General features: G+C 69.8%; 16 protein-coding genes and 1 pseudogene. 7 read left to right on the top strand and 10 right to left on the bottom strand.

Features of this window, described 5'->3' with window-relative positions:
- Positions 1–46: 46 nt before the first annotated feature.
- Positions 47–1,567, bottom strand: coding sequence for a lysine--tRNA ligase (lysS, locus tag ACIBGM_RS11875; RefSeq protein ID WP_396385375.1), 1,521 nt, complete (start codon positions 1,565–1,567; stop codon positions 47–49).
- 9 nt (positions 1,568–1,576) lie between these two features.
- On the bottom strand, positions 1,577–2,803 hold the full coding sequence (locus ACIBGM_RS11870) for an MFS transporter (protein WP_360517617.1): 1,227 nt from the start codon (positions 2,801–2,803) through the stop codon (positions 1,577–1,579).
- Positions 2,804–2,861: 58 nt separating this feature from the next.
- Here ACIBGM_RS11870 and ACIBGM_RS11865 point away from each other — a divergent pair, with 58 nt between their 5' ends.
- From ACIBGM_RS11865 to ACIBGM_RS11850, 4 genes are all read left to right on the top strand, one after another.
- Complete coding sequence (locus ACIBGM_RS11865; protein ID WP_360517620.1) at positions 2,862–3,428, top strand: helix-turn-helix domain-containing protein; 567 nt, start codon at positions 2,862–2,864, stop codon at positions 3,426–3,428.
- Between the two features lie 74 nt (positions 3,429–3,502).
- On the top strand, positions 3,503–3,961 hold the full coding sequence (locus ACIBGM_RS11860; protein WP_360517623.1) for an NfeD family protein: 459 nt from the start codon (positions 3,503–3,505) through the stop codon (positions 3,959–3,961).
- Positions 3,937–4,821, top strand: coding sequence for an SPFH domain-containing protein (locus tag ACIBGM_RS11855; RefSeq protein WP_360517626.1), 885 nt, complete (start codon positions 3,937–3,939; stop codon positions 4,819–4,821). Before ACIBGM_RS11860 ends, ACIBGM_RS11855 begins: the two co-directional genes overlap by 25 nt.
- A 48-nt stretch (positions 4,822–4,869) precedes the next feature.
- Positions 4,870–5,502, top strand: coding sequence for a DedA family protein (locus ACIBGM_RS11850; RefSeq protein ID WP_396385373.1), 633 nt, complete (start codon positions 4,870–4,872; stop codon positions 5,500–5,502).
- On the opposite strand, the gene ACIBGM_RS11845 is transcribed toward ACIBGM_RS11850, so the two are convergent.
- Positions 5,482–6,789: a hypothetical protein gene (locus ACIBGM_RS11845; RefSeq protein ID WP_396385372.1), complete on the bottom strand. Its 1,308-nt coding sequence runs from the start codon at positions 6,787–6,789 to the stop codon at positions 5,482–5,484. The genes ACIBGM_RS11850 and ACIBGM_RS11845 overlap by 21 nt on opposite strands.
- A gap of 136 nt (positions 6,790–6,925) precedes the next feature.
- Between ACIBGM_RS11845 and ACIBGM_RS11840 the strand changes: the two genes are divergently transcribed.
- Complete coding sequence (locus ACIBGM_RS11840) at positions 6,926–7,495, top strand: carboxymuconolactone decarboxylase family protein (protein WP_396385370.1); 570 nt, start codon at positions 6,926–6,928, stop codon at positions 7,493–7,495.
- Here ACIBGM_RS11840 and ACIBGM_RS11835 read toward each other — a convergent pair.
- From ACIBGM_RS11835 to ACIBGM_RS11805, 7 genes are all read right to left on the bottom strand, one after another.
- Positions 7,483–8,916, bottom strand: coding sequence for a multicopper oxidase family protein (locus ACIBGM_RS11835; protein ID WP_396385368.1), 1,434 nt, complete (start codon positions 8,914–8,916; stop codon positions 7,483–7,485). The two genes, ACIBGM_RS11840 and ACIBGM_RS11835, sit on opposite strands and share 13 nt — an antisense overlap.
- A 38-nt stretch (positions 8,917–8,954) precedes the next feature.
- Positions 8,955–9,404, bottom strand: a complete 450-nt coding sequence (locus ACIBGM_RS11830; RefSeq protein ID WP_360517641.1) for a hypothetical protein — start codon at positions 9,402–9,404, stop codon at positions 8,955–8,957.
- A gap of 87 nt (positions 9,405–9,491) precedes the next feature.
- Complete coding sequence (locus ACIBGM_RS11825; protein WP_360517644.1) at positions 9,492–10,253, bottom strand: type III pantothenate kinase; 762 nt, start codon at positions 10,251–10,253, stop codon at positions 9,492–9,494.
- Positions 10,253–11,107 carry a carboxylating nicotinate-nucleotide diphosphorylase gene (gene nadC / locus ACIBGM_RS11820; RefSeq protein WP_396385367.1) on the bottom strand — a complete coding sequence of 285 codons (855 nt, stop codon included), beginning with the start codon at positions 11,105–11,107 and terminating at the stop codon, positions 10,253–10,255. The genes ACIBGM_RS11825 and nadC overlap by 1 nt, the downstream gene beginning before the upstream one ends.
- The gene (locus ACIBGM_RS11815; RefSeq protein WP_396385366.1) at positions 11,100–12,764 is read right to left on the bottom strand and encodes an L-aspartate oxidase; all 1,665 of its coding nucleotides are present in this window, start codon (positions 12,762–12,764) and stop codon (positions 11,100–11,102) included. The genes nadC and ACIBGM_RS11815 overlap by 8 nt, the downstream gene beginning before the upstream one ends.
- A 141-nt stretch (positions 12,765–12,905) precedes the next feature.
- Positions 12,906–13,733 carry a pantoate--beta-alanine ligase gene (gene panC / locus ACIBGM_RS11810; protein ID WP_360517653.1) on the bottom strand — a complete coding sequence of 276 codons (828 nt, stop codon included), beginning with the start codon at positions 13,731–13,733 and terminating at the stop codon, positions 12,906–12,908.
- Positions 13,730–14,587 carry a Rossmann-like and DUF2520 domain-containing protein gene (locus ACIBGM_RS11805; protein ID WP_396385364.1) on the bottom strand — a complete coding sequence of 286 codons (858 nt, stop codon included), beginning with the start codon at positions 14,585–14,587 and terminating at the stop codon, positions 13,730–13,732. The genes panC and ACIBGM_RS11805 overlap by 4 nt, the downstream gene beginning before the upstream one ends.
- Positions 14,588–14,666: 79 nt before the next feature.
- On the opposite strand from ACIBGM_RS11805, the gene ACIBGM_RS11800 reads away from it, so the two are divergent.
- Both ACIBGM_RS11800 and ACIBGM_RS11795 read left to right on the top strand, forming a co-directional pair.
- Positions 14,667–15,065 (top strand): 2'-5' RNA ligase family protein, encoded by a 399-nt coding sequence (locus ACIBGM_RS11800; protein ID WP_396385362.1) that lies wholly within the window; start codon positions 14,667–14,669, stop codon positions 15,063–15,065.
- Positions 15,062–15,700, top strand: a pseudogene (locus tag ACIBGM_RS11795) (SAM-dependent methyltransferase); the annotation flags it as partial. The gene ACIBGM_RS11800 and the pseudogene ACIBGM_RS11795, both read left to right, overlap by 4 nt.
- Positions 15,701–15,740: the final 40 nt, after the last annotated feature.

Below are 15,740 nucleotides of genomic sequence, written 5' to 3'. Positions count from 1 at the left end.
GACAGTCCGTTGTGCTATGCAACGATCCTGCGACCGAAACCCTGAATCACTCTGGGCGCAGCAACGGGAAGAGAATCGTCTCCCGGATACCGACCCCGGTGAACAACATGACCAGCCGGTCCAGGCCCATCCCCATACCACCGGCCGGCGGCATCCCGAACTCCATCGCGCGCAGGAAGTCCTCGTCCAGCTCCATCGCCTCGGGGTCGCCGGCCGCGGCCAGCAACGACTGCTCCACCAGGCGTTCGCGCTGGATCACCGGGTCGTTGAGCTCGGAGTAGGCCACTCCCAGCTCGACCCCGTTGATGATCAGGTCCCAGGCCTCGACCAGCCCGGGAATTTCGCGGTGCGGCTTCGACAACGGGCGCACCGACTCCGGATAGTCGCGCACATAGGTGGGCTGGATCAGGGTGTGCTCGACCAGCTTCTCGTACAACTCCAGCGCGATCTCACCGGCATTCCAGCCCGGCTGCAGCTCGACCTCGTGCTGCTCGGCGAGCTTGGTCAGCGTGGCCACGTCGGTGGTCTGGTCGACCGGCGTGCCGACCGCTTCGGAGACCAGGCCGAAAAGTGTCGCGTGCCGGAACGGCTGGTCCAGGTCGATGGTCGAACCGTCGCGCGCAGTGATCACGCTTCGACCGATCGCCCGGGCCGCGTTCCGGATCAGCTCCTCGGTGAGTTCGGCCATCGAGTCGTAATCGCCGTACGCCTGATAGGCCTCGATCATCGAGAATTCCGCCGCGTGGGTGGAGTCCAGGCCCTCGTTGCGGAACGTGCGGCCGATCTCGAAGACCCGGTCGACACCGCCGATCATGGCCCGCTTCAGGTCCAGCTCGAGCGCGATCCGGAGCTTCATCTCCTGGTCGAACGCGTTCAGGTGGGTGCTGAACGGGCGCGCCGCGGCGCCGCCGTTGGTCAGCTGCAGCACCGGCGTCTCGACCTCGAGGAAGGCGCGCGAGTCGAAGGTCTGGCGCAGCGACTTCAGCACGGCGGCCTTGGCCCGGACCATCTCCCGGGCCTCGGCGCGGACGATCAGGTCGACGTAGCGGAGCCGGACCCGGGCCTCCTCGTTCAGCGGCCTGTGCTCGTTCGGGAGCGGGCGCAGCGTCTTGGCGGCCATCTGCCAGCCGGTCGCCTGCACGGACAGCTCACCGCGACGGCTGGTGATCACCTCGCCCTGGACGGCCAGCAGGTCGCCGATGTCGACCAGCGCCTTGAACCGGGCCAGCTCCTCCTCGCCGAGGTCGGCCAGCGACAGCATCACCTGGAGCTCGGTCCCGTCGCCCTCGCGGAGCCGGACGAAGCACAGCTTGCCGGTGTTGCGCAGGAAGATCACCCGGCCGGCCACGGCGACCTGCTCGCCGGTCCGGGCGTCGGGCTCGAGCTCCTGGGCGTCGTACTTGGCCCGGAGGTCCTTCAGCAGGTGCGTGCGCGGCACCGCGATCGGGTACGGCGACACTCCCTCCGCCAGCAGGCGGTCACGCTTCTCCCGGCGAACCCGCATCTGCTCGGGCAGGTCGTCCTGCCCGCTGTCGGGGTTCACCGGGTTCACGTGTGCGTCAGTCATGGCTCAAGGCTAGTGAGTGAGCACCTTTTCGACCGAATCGATTGTTTCCGGGGTCTTGACACGCAGCACCAGTACGGCGGCCAGGACCGCGGCGACCGCACACGCGGCGCCACAGGCCACGAAGGTCATCCGGGTGCCGAGCAGAGCGCCCAGGAAGCCGCCCAACAGGAGCGCGAACAGGCTGCAGGCCCTGGCTGTCCCGTTGAGCGCTGCCACAACCCGGCCCCGGACACTCTCAGCCGAGCGGGTCATTATCAGCGTGCCCACCGCCGCGTTGAGCACACCGCTACCGAAGCCGACAGTGACCGACCCGATCAGCAGCGTGACCACTCCGCTCGCCAGCCCCATCAGTGCGCACCCGATCCCGATAGCGGCCATCCCACTGAGCACGGCCCGGGACCTGGCCGCCGTACTGACCAGCCGTCCGGTGAGCCAGGCGCCCACGATCGCCCCGGCACCCTGCACGGCCACCACCCAGCCGTAGCCGGCCGCATTCAGCTTCAGCTCGTCGGTGACCAGGAAGACCTCGACCACGTTGACCGCCTCGCCCGCCAGGATGAACACCCACAGGCACGGCACCAGGATCCGCAGCAGCGAGTCTCCGAAGATGCTCCGGAGCCCGGCCGACAGAGCACCTGACTCACGTACGGCGCCCGCCTCAGGACGACGGCGTGTCGCGACCAGGCGAGCGACCACTGCAAGCACGAGGAAGGTCGTGGCGTCCACCAGCAGCGCGCCCCGGTCACCGGACCACGCCACGAGTACGCCGCCCACCGCCGACCCGGCCAGCGTCGCGACCCCGATCAGGGCCTGGCTCGTCCCGGTCGTGCGGCCGACGAGCTCCTCGCCGACGATCCGTGGGATCAGGGCGCCCCAGGCCGGCCCGGCGACCGCCGTACCCAACTGAAGGACACAGACCAGCGCGAGCGTCTCGGCCATGCCGTGACTGAAGGCCAGCCCGATCCCGGCGGCTGCCTGCAACAACGAGGACGCGACCAGCACGGCCCGGGAGTCGTAGCTGTCCACGATCCGCCCGGCGAACGGGATCATCACCACCGTCGGTACGGCGAACGCCAGCAGCAGCGCGGTCATCGCACCGGGGCCGCCGTACTCCGAAACCCGCAGCATCAGGGCGATCAGGGCGATCGAGTCGCCCGCGTAGGAGAGCGCGCGAGCCGGCAGCACCAGCCGGATGTCGGGGTACGACCAGATCGAAGTCTGAAGTGATTGCTTCACAACTGTGAAGTTAATGCTTCAGATATCCCGCCGTCAAGGGATTCGCTACGCTGACGCCGTGGCCAAGAAGAAGCGCGTGGTGATCTCCGACCCGCGGGCGATCCGCGCCCTGGCGCACCCGGCCCGGCAGCGGGTGATCGACGAGCTCTTCAACGGCCGGGTGCTGACCGCGACCGAGTGCGCGGAGCTGGCCGGGCTCACGCCGTCCGCGATGAGCTACCACCTGCGCGCGCTGGAGCGGTGGGGCATCGTCGAGCGGGCCGAGGAGTCGGCCGACGGGCGGGAGCGGCCGTGGCGGGCGGCGGCCGGCAGCCTGTCGATCGAGTCGCAGTCGAGCGAGGCCGGCCGGCTGGCGAGCCAGACGGTCATGCGGTCGGCCGTGGACCGGCTGATCGAGCAGTTCGAGGAGATGTCCGGCGACGACCCGTGGGACGACGTCAGCTCGCTTATCCGGTCCCGGCTATGGCTCACTCACGACGAGGCGCGGCGGTTCGGCCAGGAGCTGAGCGACCTGGTCGACCGCTACAAGAAGGGCCGGACGCCGGCCACCCACCCGGCCGGCGCGCGCCAGGTCGGCACGCTGCTGGCCGTCGTACCGACGGGGAAGCCGCCACAAGAAAGCTGAACCGTTAGGTCAACTTCGGCGGATCCCGCGGTACCTTCGGAAGAGAGGCCCTTTTCCGCCGCCGGGTGGTCGCCATGCAGTCCTGGTTCCTGTGGTTGATCCTCGCCGCCGTCCTCGGCACGGCCGAGTTGATGACGGCGACCCTCGATCTGCTCCTGCTCGCCGTCGCCGCGCTGGCCGCGGCCGGGGTGGCCGGCCTGGGGCTCGGGATCGGGTTGCAGCTGCTCGCCTTCGCCGTCACCGCCGCAGCGATGATCACGCTGGTCCGGCCGGTGGCCCGCCGGCACCTGATGTCGCACCCGCAGCTGCGGTCCGGGGTGGCCGCGCTGGTCGGGCGCGAGGCCGTGGTGCTGCGCGAGGTCGGCCGGGAGCCGGGCCGGGTCCGGATCGGCGGCGAGGAGTGGAGCGCGCGGTCCTACGACCCCGACCTCGTCATCCCCGAGGGCACAACCGTGGACGTCTTCGCCATCGAAGGGGCCACCGCCCTCGTCCATCCCCGGGAGGATCCATGGCCGAACTCATCTTCGGGCTGATCGTCGCGCTGCTCGCCGTCGTGCTGGTGCTCCGGACGGTCCGGATCGTGCCGCAGGCACGGGCCAGCAACGTCGAGCGGCTCGGCCGGTACCTGCGCACCCTCGAGCCCGGCCTGAACATCGTCATCCCGTTCATCGACCGGCCGCGGCAGCTGATCGACCTGCGCGAGCAGGTGGTCTCGTTCGAGCCGCGCTCGGTGATCACCGAGGACAACCTGGTCGTGCACATCGACACCGTGCTGTACTGCCAGGTCACCGACCCGCGGGCGGCGGCGTACGAGATCGCCAACTACATCCAGGCGATCGAGCAGCTGACCGTGACCACGCTGCGGAACGTGATCGGCAGCCTGGACCTGGAGAAGGTGCTGACGTCGCGCGAGCACATCAACTCCACCCTGCGCGGGGTGCTGGACGAGGCGTCCGGCAAGTGGGGCATTCGAGTGAACCGGGTCGAGCTGAAGGGCATCGAGCCGCCGCCGTCGATCAAGGAGTCGATGGAGAAGCAGATGCGGGCCGAGCGCGAGAAGCGGGCCGCGATCCTGGCCGCGGAGGGCCAGCGGCAGTCCCGGATCCTGACCGCGGAGGGCGACCGGCAGGCGGCGATCCTGCGGGCCGAGGGCCAGGCGAAGGCGATCGACACCGTGTTCGAGGCGATCCACCGCAACGACCCGGACCCGAAGCTGCTCGCCTACCAGTACCTGCAGATGCTGCCCGAGCTCGCCAAGGGCCCCGGCAACACCTTCTGGGTGATCCCGTCCGAGGTCACCGCCGCCCTGCAGAACGTGACCAAGGCCTTCAACGGCACGACGACGACCCCCGAGGTCAGCAACGGCAAGAACCCTGAAATCACCCCGGAATGATGCCCTGAGCACCAAAAGCAGTTGTCCCGGGGTGCCACCATGGAGGGCATGGGGGAACTCGGGCTTGCCGTTGGTGGGATGGCGATCGCCGCTTATCTGGTCGTGGGGCTGGTCATCGGGGTCGAGAGCATGGGGGTGCCGTTACCGGGTGAGACCACGCTGATCGCGGCGGCGCTGCTGGCCTCCCAGGGTCACCTGCGCCTCGAGTTCGTGATCGGCGCGGCCGCCGCCGGGGCGATCATCGGCGACTCGGTCGGCTACTACATCGGCCGCAAGGCCGGCCGCGGCCTGTTCGAGCGGCTGGGCCGGCGGTTCCACCACTTCTCCGAGGACCGCATCGAACGGGCCGAGAAGTACTTCGAGCGGTACGGCGTCTGGACCGTCTTCTTCGGCCGGTTCGTCGCGCTGCTGCGGATCTTCGCCGGCCCGATGGCCGGGATGCTGCGGATGCCCTACCCGCGGTTCCTGGCCGCGAACGCCGGCGGCGGGATCGCCTGGGCGACCACGATCGGGATCGTCGCGTACAACATCGGCGACAACGCGGACAGGATCTTCGGCCAGCTGTCGATCTGGGCCCTGGTCGTCCTGGTGCTGGCCGGTGTCGCGGCGTACACCTACTACAAGCTGCGCCGCCGGCAGGCACCCGAGCTGGAGCCGGAGTCAGCGGACGTTCAGGGCTAGCGGCGGCGTGATGGTCCCGCCCATCGGCCGCCCGAACATCATCGCCCCGGGGATCACGAACCGGTACGAGAACGAGCCCGCCTGGGACGCCTTGAACAGCAGCGAGGCCTGGCCCTTGCGCATCGCCACCGCCTTCAGGTTCACCCACCGGCGGGTCTGCCGGTTCCAGGACTGCAGGACCACGGTCGTGTTCATCGACGGCGTGACCGTGGTGTAGACCAGCACGTTGTCGCCGCGCCGCTTCGCCGGACCGCCGACGAACCCGGCCGTCGCGACCCGGACCACGCTCTTGGTGTACATCGGCCGGTCGCTCGACGGACCCGTCAGCACGCCGACGCGGGTGTAGCCCGGCACGGTGATCTTGTACGGCCGGCTCGGCCCGTTGACCATCGGGATGTCGTAGTGCCCGCCGGCCGTCGTCGAGCCGCGGGCTGCCGGGGTCCACCGGGCCCCTGGAGTGACCTGGGTCAGCACCTCGACCGGCACGCCGGCCGGAGTGGCCCGTCGCTGGACGCACGGCGCCTCGGCCGGGCAGACGGTCTCCTGCAGGATGACGCGACCGCGGAGGTGCACCTGCACGCTGTACTGGGCCAGCGCCGGCACCACTCCGTTGATCGAGCTGGTCAGGCCCAGCACCTCGCCACCGAGCCGGGTGCTCCATTCGTTCTGCGCCTGGAGCTGGAACAGGTACGGCGGCTTGATGCTCTTGATCAACTGCCGCGTCGACGTCGTCCCCGGGCCGATCGGACGCATCAGCTCGCCCGGCCGCCCGATCATCGGCACGTACCGCTGGGTCTTCGGGCCCTTCACGTCCAGCGGGTCGTTCGGGGTGAAGTCCTGCGGCGCCGCAGGCACCGTCCACGTCATCAGCACGCCCCGGCCGATCGGGGTCGCGCTGGCCGCACCAGGGCGAACCGGGCCGTCGGTGTCGAACACCTCCGAGCGCGCGAGCTTGCTGGTCACCCCGCCCTGCGACGTCCCGGTGGCCACCGCCACCCGGTAGTTGCCGTCCGTCGGGAAGACCGAGGTCGGGACGTCGAAGGTGTTCGGGTCGCCGGCCGGGATGTACTTCACGTACGACGGGCTGCTGCTGAGCACACCCTCGATGGTGATCCGGTTCGGCGCGTTGTTGTCCTTCCAGCTCACCTGGACCGCGGTCCGGCCGTCACCGGCCCAGGCCACCGCGACGTCGGTCGGCATCGGATCCGACTGACAGGCAGTCAACGCCGTGGCGCCGAGCAGCGCCACCAGCATCACGGCGAGGGCACGCCCGAACGTCCGCCGCACCCCGACCACCTCGATTCAGCTGCCTCACAACCGACCCGGGTGAACCATACCCAGTACCCGGTACCCATCCCGCAGCGCCGTTGCCGGATCGGTATGCCGCCTTTACCGTGAGAGTGCCACGGAGGGGGGAACCGGCATGGCATACATCGACTCGCCGTCGGATCAGGGTTTCTTCGACAGTAACCGGGCACCGGCGGGACACGTACCGAACTTCGTCAAGACCTTCGCCGCCCGGCCCGCGGTGTACGACGCCTGGAAGCAGCTCACCGGGGCGATCAAGGCGTCCATGGACCAGCGCCGCTACGAACTGGTCACGCTGGCCGTGGCGACCGCGCTGAAATCGAGCTACTGCAGCCTCGCGCACGGCCAGATCCTGGCCGACAAGTTCTACACGTCCGAGGAGGTCGCCGCGCTGGTCGGGGAGCCGGCTCTCGACCCGGTCGACCGCGCGGTGATGGCGTTCGGCCGCAAGGTCGCGCTGGCCGCCGACACCGTCACCCAGGCGGACGTGGACGAGCTGAGGTCGGTCGGCCTGAGCGACGCCGATGTCCTCGACGTCACGGTCGCCGCGGCCGCCCGGTGCTTCTTCTCCAAGACCCTGGAGGCGACCGGCACCCCGCCGGACGCCGCCTTCAACACCCTGCCGGAGGCGCTCCGCAAGGCGCTCACCGTCGGCCGCCCGATCGAGCAGGCTCACTCAGGCTGATTGCTCGCCGCGCCGCCGAGGCGGAACTTGGTCGTCACGCCGCTGTACATCAGGTGCGTGACCAGGCCCTGCGCCGCGTGCGGCAGGTTGTGGCAGTGATCCATCCAGATCCCCGGATTGTCCGCGACGAACGCCACCTCGTAGGACTCGTTGTCCTCGACGTTCAGCGAGTCGGTCCACCACGGGCTGCCGGTTGCGGCCACCCCGTCCCGGCTCAGGACGACCACGTGGTGGCCGTGCAGGTGCATCGGGTGGACCTGGCCAGAATTGTTCTTGATCGTCATCCGGACCACGTCGCCCTCCGTCACCATGAACATCGGCACATCCGGGAACTGGTGCCCGTTGATCGTCCACCACAGTCCCGGGCGGCCGTCCAGGAACCCGGGCCGACGGCCGATGTCGTAGCGGAACACCCGGGTCGCCTTTGCCGGGTCGAAGCTCAACTGGCCCGGCTTGCCGTAGGACAACAGGTCGACCCGTTCCCGCGGCTCGGCGCCAGCCGGGGCGTCGCCCGCACCGATCACCAGTGACGTCGGACCACCGCCGAGCCCGATCCGGATCGCCGACCCCGGCGGCATCGTCACCAGCAGGTCGACCCGGCCGCCCGCGGTGACGAGCACCGACTTGTTGCTCACCTCCGGAGGCGCGTTCACCTCGGTCCCGTCCACCGCCACCACCCGGTACGGCGCTCCGTCGACCCAGGCTGCCCAGGGTCCGTTGTCGGTGTTGATCAGGCGGACCCGGACCGTCGATCCAGGAGCAGCGACCCGGCGTTCGCCGTACCCGCCGTTGACGGTGCGGATCTTGTCGTACGTGTGCACCGCGGCGACTACGTCGGCGGCGGTCGGTTCGACGATCAGCACGCCCCACAGGCCCTTCTTCACCTGCTCGTGGGACACCTGATGGGAGTGGTACCAGTACGTGCCGACGTCCTTGGCGACGAACCGGTACACATGCGACTGCCCCTGCTGCACCGCGTCCTGCGTGACCCCGGCGACACCGTCCTCCGCCGCCGGTACGTCGACGCCGTGCCAGTGCAGCGTGATCCCGTCGGGCACGGACTCGTTCTGTAGCGTCACCTGGATCAGATCGCCTTGTTTCGCGACGATCTCAGGACCCGGGGACGTGTGGTTCAGCGTGATCCCGTCCATCGGGCCGCGGCCGGGGATGTCGAACCGCTCCTGGCGCGCGACGAGGTCCACGACCACGTCGGCCGGACCGGTCGGTCCTTTGAGCGTGCTGACGTCCTGGCCGTGGTGGGCGTGCGTCGCCGGCCCACCGCCGTAGTCGGCGAACCCCATCTCCATCGGGGACAGGTCGCCGGGCACCAGGCTGCGCTGCCAGAACCACGCGATCGGCGCCAGCACGACGATCGTCGCCAGCACCGCGATCGCAGTACGGCGACGTGGCCGCCAGGCCATCAGCCCGCGGCCACGCGCAAGTCAGTTGCTGACGGCATCTACCTGGTCGCCTCGGTGGTCTCGGCCGGCGCCTCCGCCGCGGCGGCCGGTGCACTGGCGGCCCTCCGGGCGGCCACAGCCGCGGCCCACAGCAGCGCGAACGCGTTCAGACCGTGCAGCGCTCCGATCGCGGGCGCGCTGAAGAAGGCCAGGAACGCCAGCGCGATTTGCAACGCGACCAGGCCGACCACGATCAGGGCCCACTTGACGCCGCCGGCCACGCGCGCGAAGAAGGACACGATCAGCAACAGCAGCGCGAGCGCCGGAATGACCATCATCCCGATCAGGCCGTGCATGCTCTGACCGAAGTTGAACTCGGTGTTCTTGTCGATGACGGCGCCGTCGTCCAGGTCCTTGATGGCCGTGAACCAACCGAGTGCGACCGACATCGCCTGGACCACCACGCCGATCGCGATCAGACCGGCCAAGACACGATAAACAGACTTCATGCTTTCCCCCCACCCCGGAAGTCGTTCACCTCATAGTGATCCAGGCCATACCTTCACACAAGGGGGTTCTGCCCGATGGGGCAATTACTAGTTGTTGCGGGCAAATGCCCGGTACAGACCGTGCAGTGTCAGTAGCGGTTCGTTGCGAACCGGCGTCGTCAGTTGCTCGGCAATCAGCGGAGCGAGCGCACCGGTCAGCACCACCGGGGTCTCCGCGGAGAGCGACTGCTCCGCGCGGATCCGGGTGACCAGACCGTCGACCAGCGCAGCGAAGCCGTGGATCGCTCCGGACTGCAAGGCCTCGACGGTGTTCTTCGCGACCACCGAACGCGGCCGGACCAGCTCGACCCGACGGAGCTGCGCGGCGGCGATGCCGAGCGCGTCGGTCGCGGTTTCGATGCCGGGGGCAATCACTCCGCCGACGAAGGCGCCGGACTCGGTGACCACGTCGATGGTGATCGCCGTGCCGACGTCGACGACGAGGCAGGGAGCGCCGTACAGATGCACGGCCGCGAGGGCGTTGGCGATCCGGTCGGTGCCGACCTCCCGCGGGTTGTCGACCAGCACCGGCAGCCCGGTCTTCACACCGGGCTCGACGACCACACTCGGTACGTCGCGGTAGTACCGCCCGACCACGTCGCGCAACTCGTGCAGCACGTGCGGTACGGCGGAGCACACCGCGATCCCGGACACCGGCGACTCACCGGTCAGCAGGCCCTGCAGCAGCACGGCCCACTCGTCCGCCGTACGACGGGGATCGGTGCCGACCCACCAGTGCCGCTTGACCGTGCCCTCGAAGACCAGCCCCACCAGGGTCCGGGTGTTCTCGACGGCGACGGCTAGCAGCATCACGACTCCTGGAGGTCCAGCGCGATGTCCAGCACCGGCGCGGAGTGCGTCAGGGCGCCGACCGCGAGGTAGTCGACACCGGTCTCCGCCACGTCCCGGGCACGGTCGAGGGTCAGCCCGCCGGAGGCCTCGAGCTTCGCCCGGCCGGCCACCTTCTCGACGGCTTCGCGCAGCAGCGGGATGTCCATGTTGTCCAGCAGGATCAGCTCGGCGCCGGACTCGACCGCGATCAGGGCGTCCTCGACCGAGTCCACCTCGACCTCGACCGCGAGGTCCGGGTACGCCTTGCGGACCAGGCGGAACGCCTCGGCTACGCCGCCGGCCGCGATCACGTGGTTGTCCTTGATCAGCGCCGCGTCGGACAGGCCCATCCTGTGGTTCTTGCCGCCGCCGCAGCGGACGGCGTACTTCTCCAGCGACCGCATCAGCGGCATCGTCTTGCGGGTGTCGCGGATGACCGCGCCGGTGCCCTCGACCGCGTCCACCCAGCGACGGGTCAGCGTGGCCACGCCGGAGAGGTGGCACAGCAGGTTCAGCATGGTCCGCTCGGCGGTCAGCAACTGCCGGGTCTTGCCGCGGATCGTCATCAGCACGTCACCCTTGGTGACACGGGCGCCGTCGGTCACCGAGTACTCGAGCTCGACCTCGTCCGGTGCGGCCACCAGCCGGACCACCAGCTCGGCGATCTCCAGGCCCGCGACCACCCCGTCGGTCCGGGCGATGAGCTCGGCGACCGAGACCTGGTCCGCGTCGACCGTGGCCGTGGTGGTGACGTCCACCCCACCGGCCAGGTCCTCCTCGATCGTGGCCCGCACGAGGTCACCGACCCATTGCCGGTCGACAGTGTCATCCATGCCGGTCATTCTCCTCGGTTTCGTGCGGTACAAACGTCGTACGCGGAACTGCCTGGCCGTCCTCGGCCGGCAGGGTGAGGTCCAGATTGCCCGACCAGTTGCGGTCGTCGCGATCCGGGTGGTCCTCGCGCCAGTGCGAGCCGCGGCTCTCCTCACGCTCGGTGGCGGCTGCGATCAGCGCGGACGCGACCGTGACCAGGTTGGTCGCCTCCCATCCCGGCGTACCCGGCTCACCGGCCGGCTGCTCGATCAGCTTGCCGAGCGCCGCCCCTGCCTCGGCCAGCCCGGCCGCGCTGCGGATCACACCGGAGCCGACCGTCATCACCCGCTGCACCTCCGGTACGACGTCCGCGTCGACCAGACCGGGGACGCGGGTGTCCACGGCCGGCTCGCGGAGCTCGGGCAGACCATCCGCGAGGTGCGCGGCGATGCGGCGCGCGAAGACGAGCCCTTCGAGCAGCGAGTTCGACGCGAGGCGATTGGCGCCGTGCACACCGGTGCAGGCGACCTCGCCGCAGGCGAACAGCCCGGGCACGGACGTCTGGCCGTGCAGGTCGGTCCACACGCCGCCGGACGAGTAGTGGCAGGCGGGCGCGACCGGGATCAGCTCGCGGACCGGGTCGATACCGTGCGAACGGCAGGACGCCAGGATGGTGGGGAACCGGACCCGCCACTTCTCGTCGCCGAAGTGCCGGGCGTCGAGGTACACGTGATCCTTGCCGGTGGCAAGCATCTGGCGCATGATCGCCTTCGCCACGATGTCGCGCGGCGCCAGGTCGGCCAGCTCGTGCTGGCCCTGCATGAACCGGTTGCCCTCGTGGTCGACCAGGAACGCGCCCTCGCCCCGGACCGCCTCGGACACCAACGGCTGCTGGCCTTTCGCGCTCTTGCCCAGCCACAGCACGGTCGGGTGGAACTGCACGAACTCCAGGTCGCGCACCTTCGCCCCGGCCCGCAGAGCCAGCGCCATGCCGTCACCCGTCGACACACTCGGGTTGGTGGTGGCGGCGTACAACTGACCGATCCCGCCGGAGGCGAGGATCACCACCCGGCTGCGGATCGCGCCGACGCCGTCCAGTTGGCCCTCGCCCATCACGTGCAGGGTGACGCCGGCGACGGCGCCGTCCGCGGCGGTCTGCAGGTCGATGACGAGCGCGTGCTCGACCAGCCGGATGTCGTCGGCGCGCTTGACCGCGGCGACCAGTGCCCGCTCGATCTCCGCGCCGGTCGCGTCCCCGCCGGCGTGCGCGATCCGGTTGCGGTGGTGCCCGCCTTCCCGCGTCAGCGAGAGATCGCCGTCGACGGTGTCGAACCGCGCGCCCAGGTCGATCAGGTCCCGTACGGCGTCCGGCCCTTCGGTGACCAGCGCCCGTACGGCGTCCGGGTCGCACAGGCCGGCGCCCGCGACCAGCGTGTCCTGGAGGTGCTCCTCGGGCGAGTCCTCCGGGCTGAGGGCGGCGGCGATCCCGCCCTGGGCCCACTGGGTCGAGCCGGAGGCGACGACGTCCTTCGTCACCACCAGCACCGAGCCGAGCTCACGGGCCTTGAGGGCAGCGGTCAGCCCGGCGATACCGGATCCGATCACCACCACGTCGACGGTGTCGGTCCAGCCGGGTTCAGGCGCGGCCAGCCGTTGCGGGACAGCGGGACCGGTCACGGGGCCTCCCGGCCTGGACTGAGGAGCGCAGGGAGCGAAGCGACTGGAGGGACGAGGGAAGGCCGGGAGTCAAAGCCCCGTGACCCGCCGCGCCGGAAGCGTGGCATCAGTTCCGTCATCCCGCGACGGTATCAATCGATTTCATCTGAGCGTGATGGAAATGTTGTCAATGAGACGGGTCGTTCCTACTCGGGCGGCGATCAGCATTCGGGCCTCGCCGGGACCGATCACCGGACCGAGATCCGGCGCCCGCAGCGCGAGATAGTCGATCTTCACCGACGGAACCGCCTCCAGCTCCGCCTGCGCCGCGGCCATCACGGCGTCCGGGCCGTTCATCCCCGCCTTGGCTCCGGCGGTGAGCGCCCGGTACAGCACCAGCGCCTCGTCACGCTCGGTCTCGTCCAGGTACCGGTTGCGTGAGGACATCGCGAGACCGTCGGCCTCCCGGACGGTCGGCACCGGCACGATGTCGACGTCCCAGTCCAGGTCGCACGCCATCTCGCGGATCAGCGTGAGCTGCTGGTAGTCCTTCTCGCCGAACAACGCCAGGTCGGGCGCGGTCAGGTGCAGCAGCTTCGCCACCACGGTCAGCACGCCGGAGAAGTGGCCCGGCCGGAACACGCCCTCGAGCTCGTCGGCCAGCGGACCCGGGTGCACGGTGATCGACGGCTCGTTCGGGTACAGCTCGTCGCGGGACGGGTTGAACACCAGGTCGACGCCCTCGTTTTTGGCGATCGCGAGGTCGCTGGCCAGGGTGCGCGGATAGCGGTCGAAGTCCTCGGACGGTCCGAACTGCAACGGGTTCACGAAGATGGTCAGGACGACGCTGCCGTCCGGGCCGACCCGCTCCCGGGCCTCGGCGAGCAGGGCCGCATGACCTTCGTGCAGGGCGCCCATCGTCATCACGACCGCCCGGGGCCGGATCGCGGCCGCCGCCCGCAGCTCGGCCTTCGTCTGGGTGAGTCTCATCGCGGTGCCTCCCCTGTCCGATACCGCTCGCCTGGTTCCCCGTTCAGCACCTTTTGGAACCGTGCCGCGGTGTCCGGGTCCAACCGTCCGTCCGCCGCGGCCAGCTCCACCGTCGCCCGGGCCAGCTCGGCGTACGTGCTCGCCGTCCGGTCCTGGAGCCCGGCCAGATGCGCCGCCACCGTGTCGACATCGCCCCGGGCGATCGGCCCGGTGAGCGCATGATGACCGGATCGCAGCGTGTTGTCGAGAGTTGCGGTCACCAGTGGCCGGAGTGTCGCGGCCGGATCCTGCACACCGGCCTCCCGCAGTACGGCGAGGGCCTGCGTGACCAGCGTTGTCAGGTGATTCGCGCCGTGCACGAGGCCGGCGTGGTAGTGCGCGCGCTGCTCGTCGGCCACCCACTGCACCTGCGCCCCGAGCGCCTTCACCAGCCGCTCGACCAGCTCTCTGGCCTGGTCCGGTGCCGTCGCCGTGAACATGACGTCCGCCAGCCGCACCGGACCACCGGAGAACGTCATCGCGGGGTGCAACGCCACTGGGATCGCGTCAGACCCTCGCAACGGCTTCAGGCCGTGCGCTCCGGACAGGTGTACGACGTACTGGCTGCTGGTCAGCGGCAGTTGCTCGACGACGTCCTCGATCACGTCGTCGGGTACGGCGACCAGCACGACGTCGGCGCGGGTCGCGACCTCGCCGGCGGTCAGCACCGGTACATGGGGAAGAAGCCGGGCGGCGCGTTCGCGTGACGCGCCGGACCGAGCGGTGACACCGACCAGGGGATGCCCGGCAGCCGCCAAGGCTGCTCCCAGGGCGGTTCCGGCCCGGCCGGCTCCGATCAAGCCGATCCGTTCCATACTCACTCTCTTCGTTCCAGTCCCACTGCGGGGTACCAGACGATCCAGCTTTCAGCCTAGGCGATGAGAGCATGCGGTGGTGAGTGATGCATGGGCTGCGAAGACTGGATTGTCCGCGATTCTGATCACAGTGCCCGAGTTGGCGGACTTCACCGACCGGTGGCGCTCGGTGTCGCACTCGACGGCACGACCACACGTCCCGCTGACCGAGCTGATCCCACCGCACGTCACCGTGCGTGCGCTGCTGCTGGCGGTGTTCGAGGCATTCCCGGAGTGTCCGCCGTACGGCGGTGAGTTTCCGGACCCGCATCCGCACCTCACCATCTCGTCGGCCGCCCAGGGCGGGCCGGACGTGGTCGCCGAGGCGACGGAAGCGCTGGCTGCCGCACCTGCGCCCACTGCCCGGCTGACCGAGGTCGGACTGTGGCGGGAAGGCGATGACAGCGTCTGGCGGCAGTTCGGCGCGGTCCCGTTGTGACCAGCTTCCGGGAGGGCTGGGAGAAGGCGCTGTACGGGCCTGACGGGTTCTACCGCCGGGAGCGGCCGGCTGCGCACTTCCGGACCTCTGTGCATGCGTCGGCGCTGTTCGGCCAGGCGCTGGCGCGGCTGGCTCGTGCCGTCGGGGCGTCGGAGGTCGTCGACATCGGCTCGGGGTCGGGTGAGCTGGGCCAGGTACTGCGGTCCGAGGGCTTGACGGTGGTCGAGGTGGAGCTGGACGACGAGCTGCCGGCATCCATCACCGGGTTGGCTGTCGCGAACGAGTGGCTGGACAACGTGCCGTGTGAGCTCGCCGAGCTGGACGAGGACGGCGTACCGCGCTATCTGCTGGCCGACCTGTCCTTGGGTGCGGTTGTCTCGGGCAACGATCTGCAGTGGCTCGAGGAGTGGTGGCCGCTGCAAGAGCCTGGCGACCGGGCGGAGATCGGCCGGGCTCGCGACCTGGCGTGGGCCTCGGTGGTCGAGCGGCTTGCCGAGGGCGGGATGGCGGTCGCGATCGACTACGGGCACGAGCGGGCAGGGCGACCGCCGTACGGGACGGTCACGGGCTATCGGGACGGACGCGAGTGCGACCCGGTGCTGGATGGCTCCTGTGATGTAACAGCGCATGTCGCACTGGACTCGCTAGGCGGATCGCTTGTCCTGCAACGGGACG

Origin of the sequence: Kribbella sp. NPDC050470 (assembly GCF_044458365.1) — a bacterium.
Classification (GTDB): Bacteria; Actinomycetota; Actinomycetes; order Propionibacteriales; family Kribbellaceae; genus Kribbella.
Note: the sequence above shows the minus strand (reverse complement) of the source record. Positions and strands in the feature narration are given on the sequence as shown.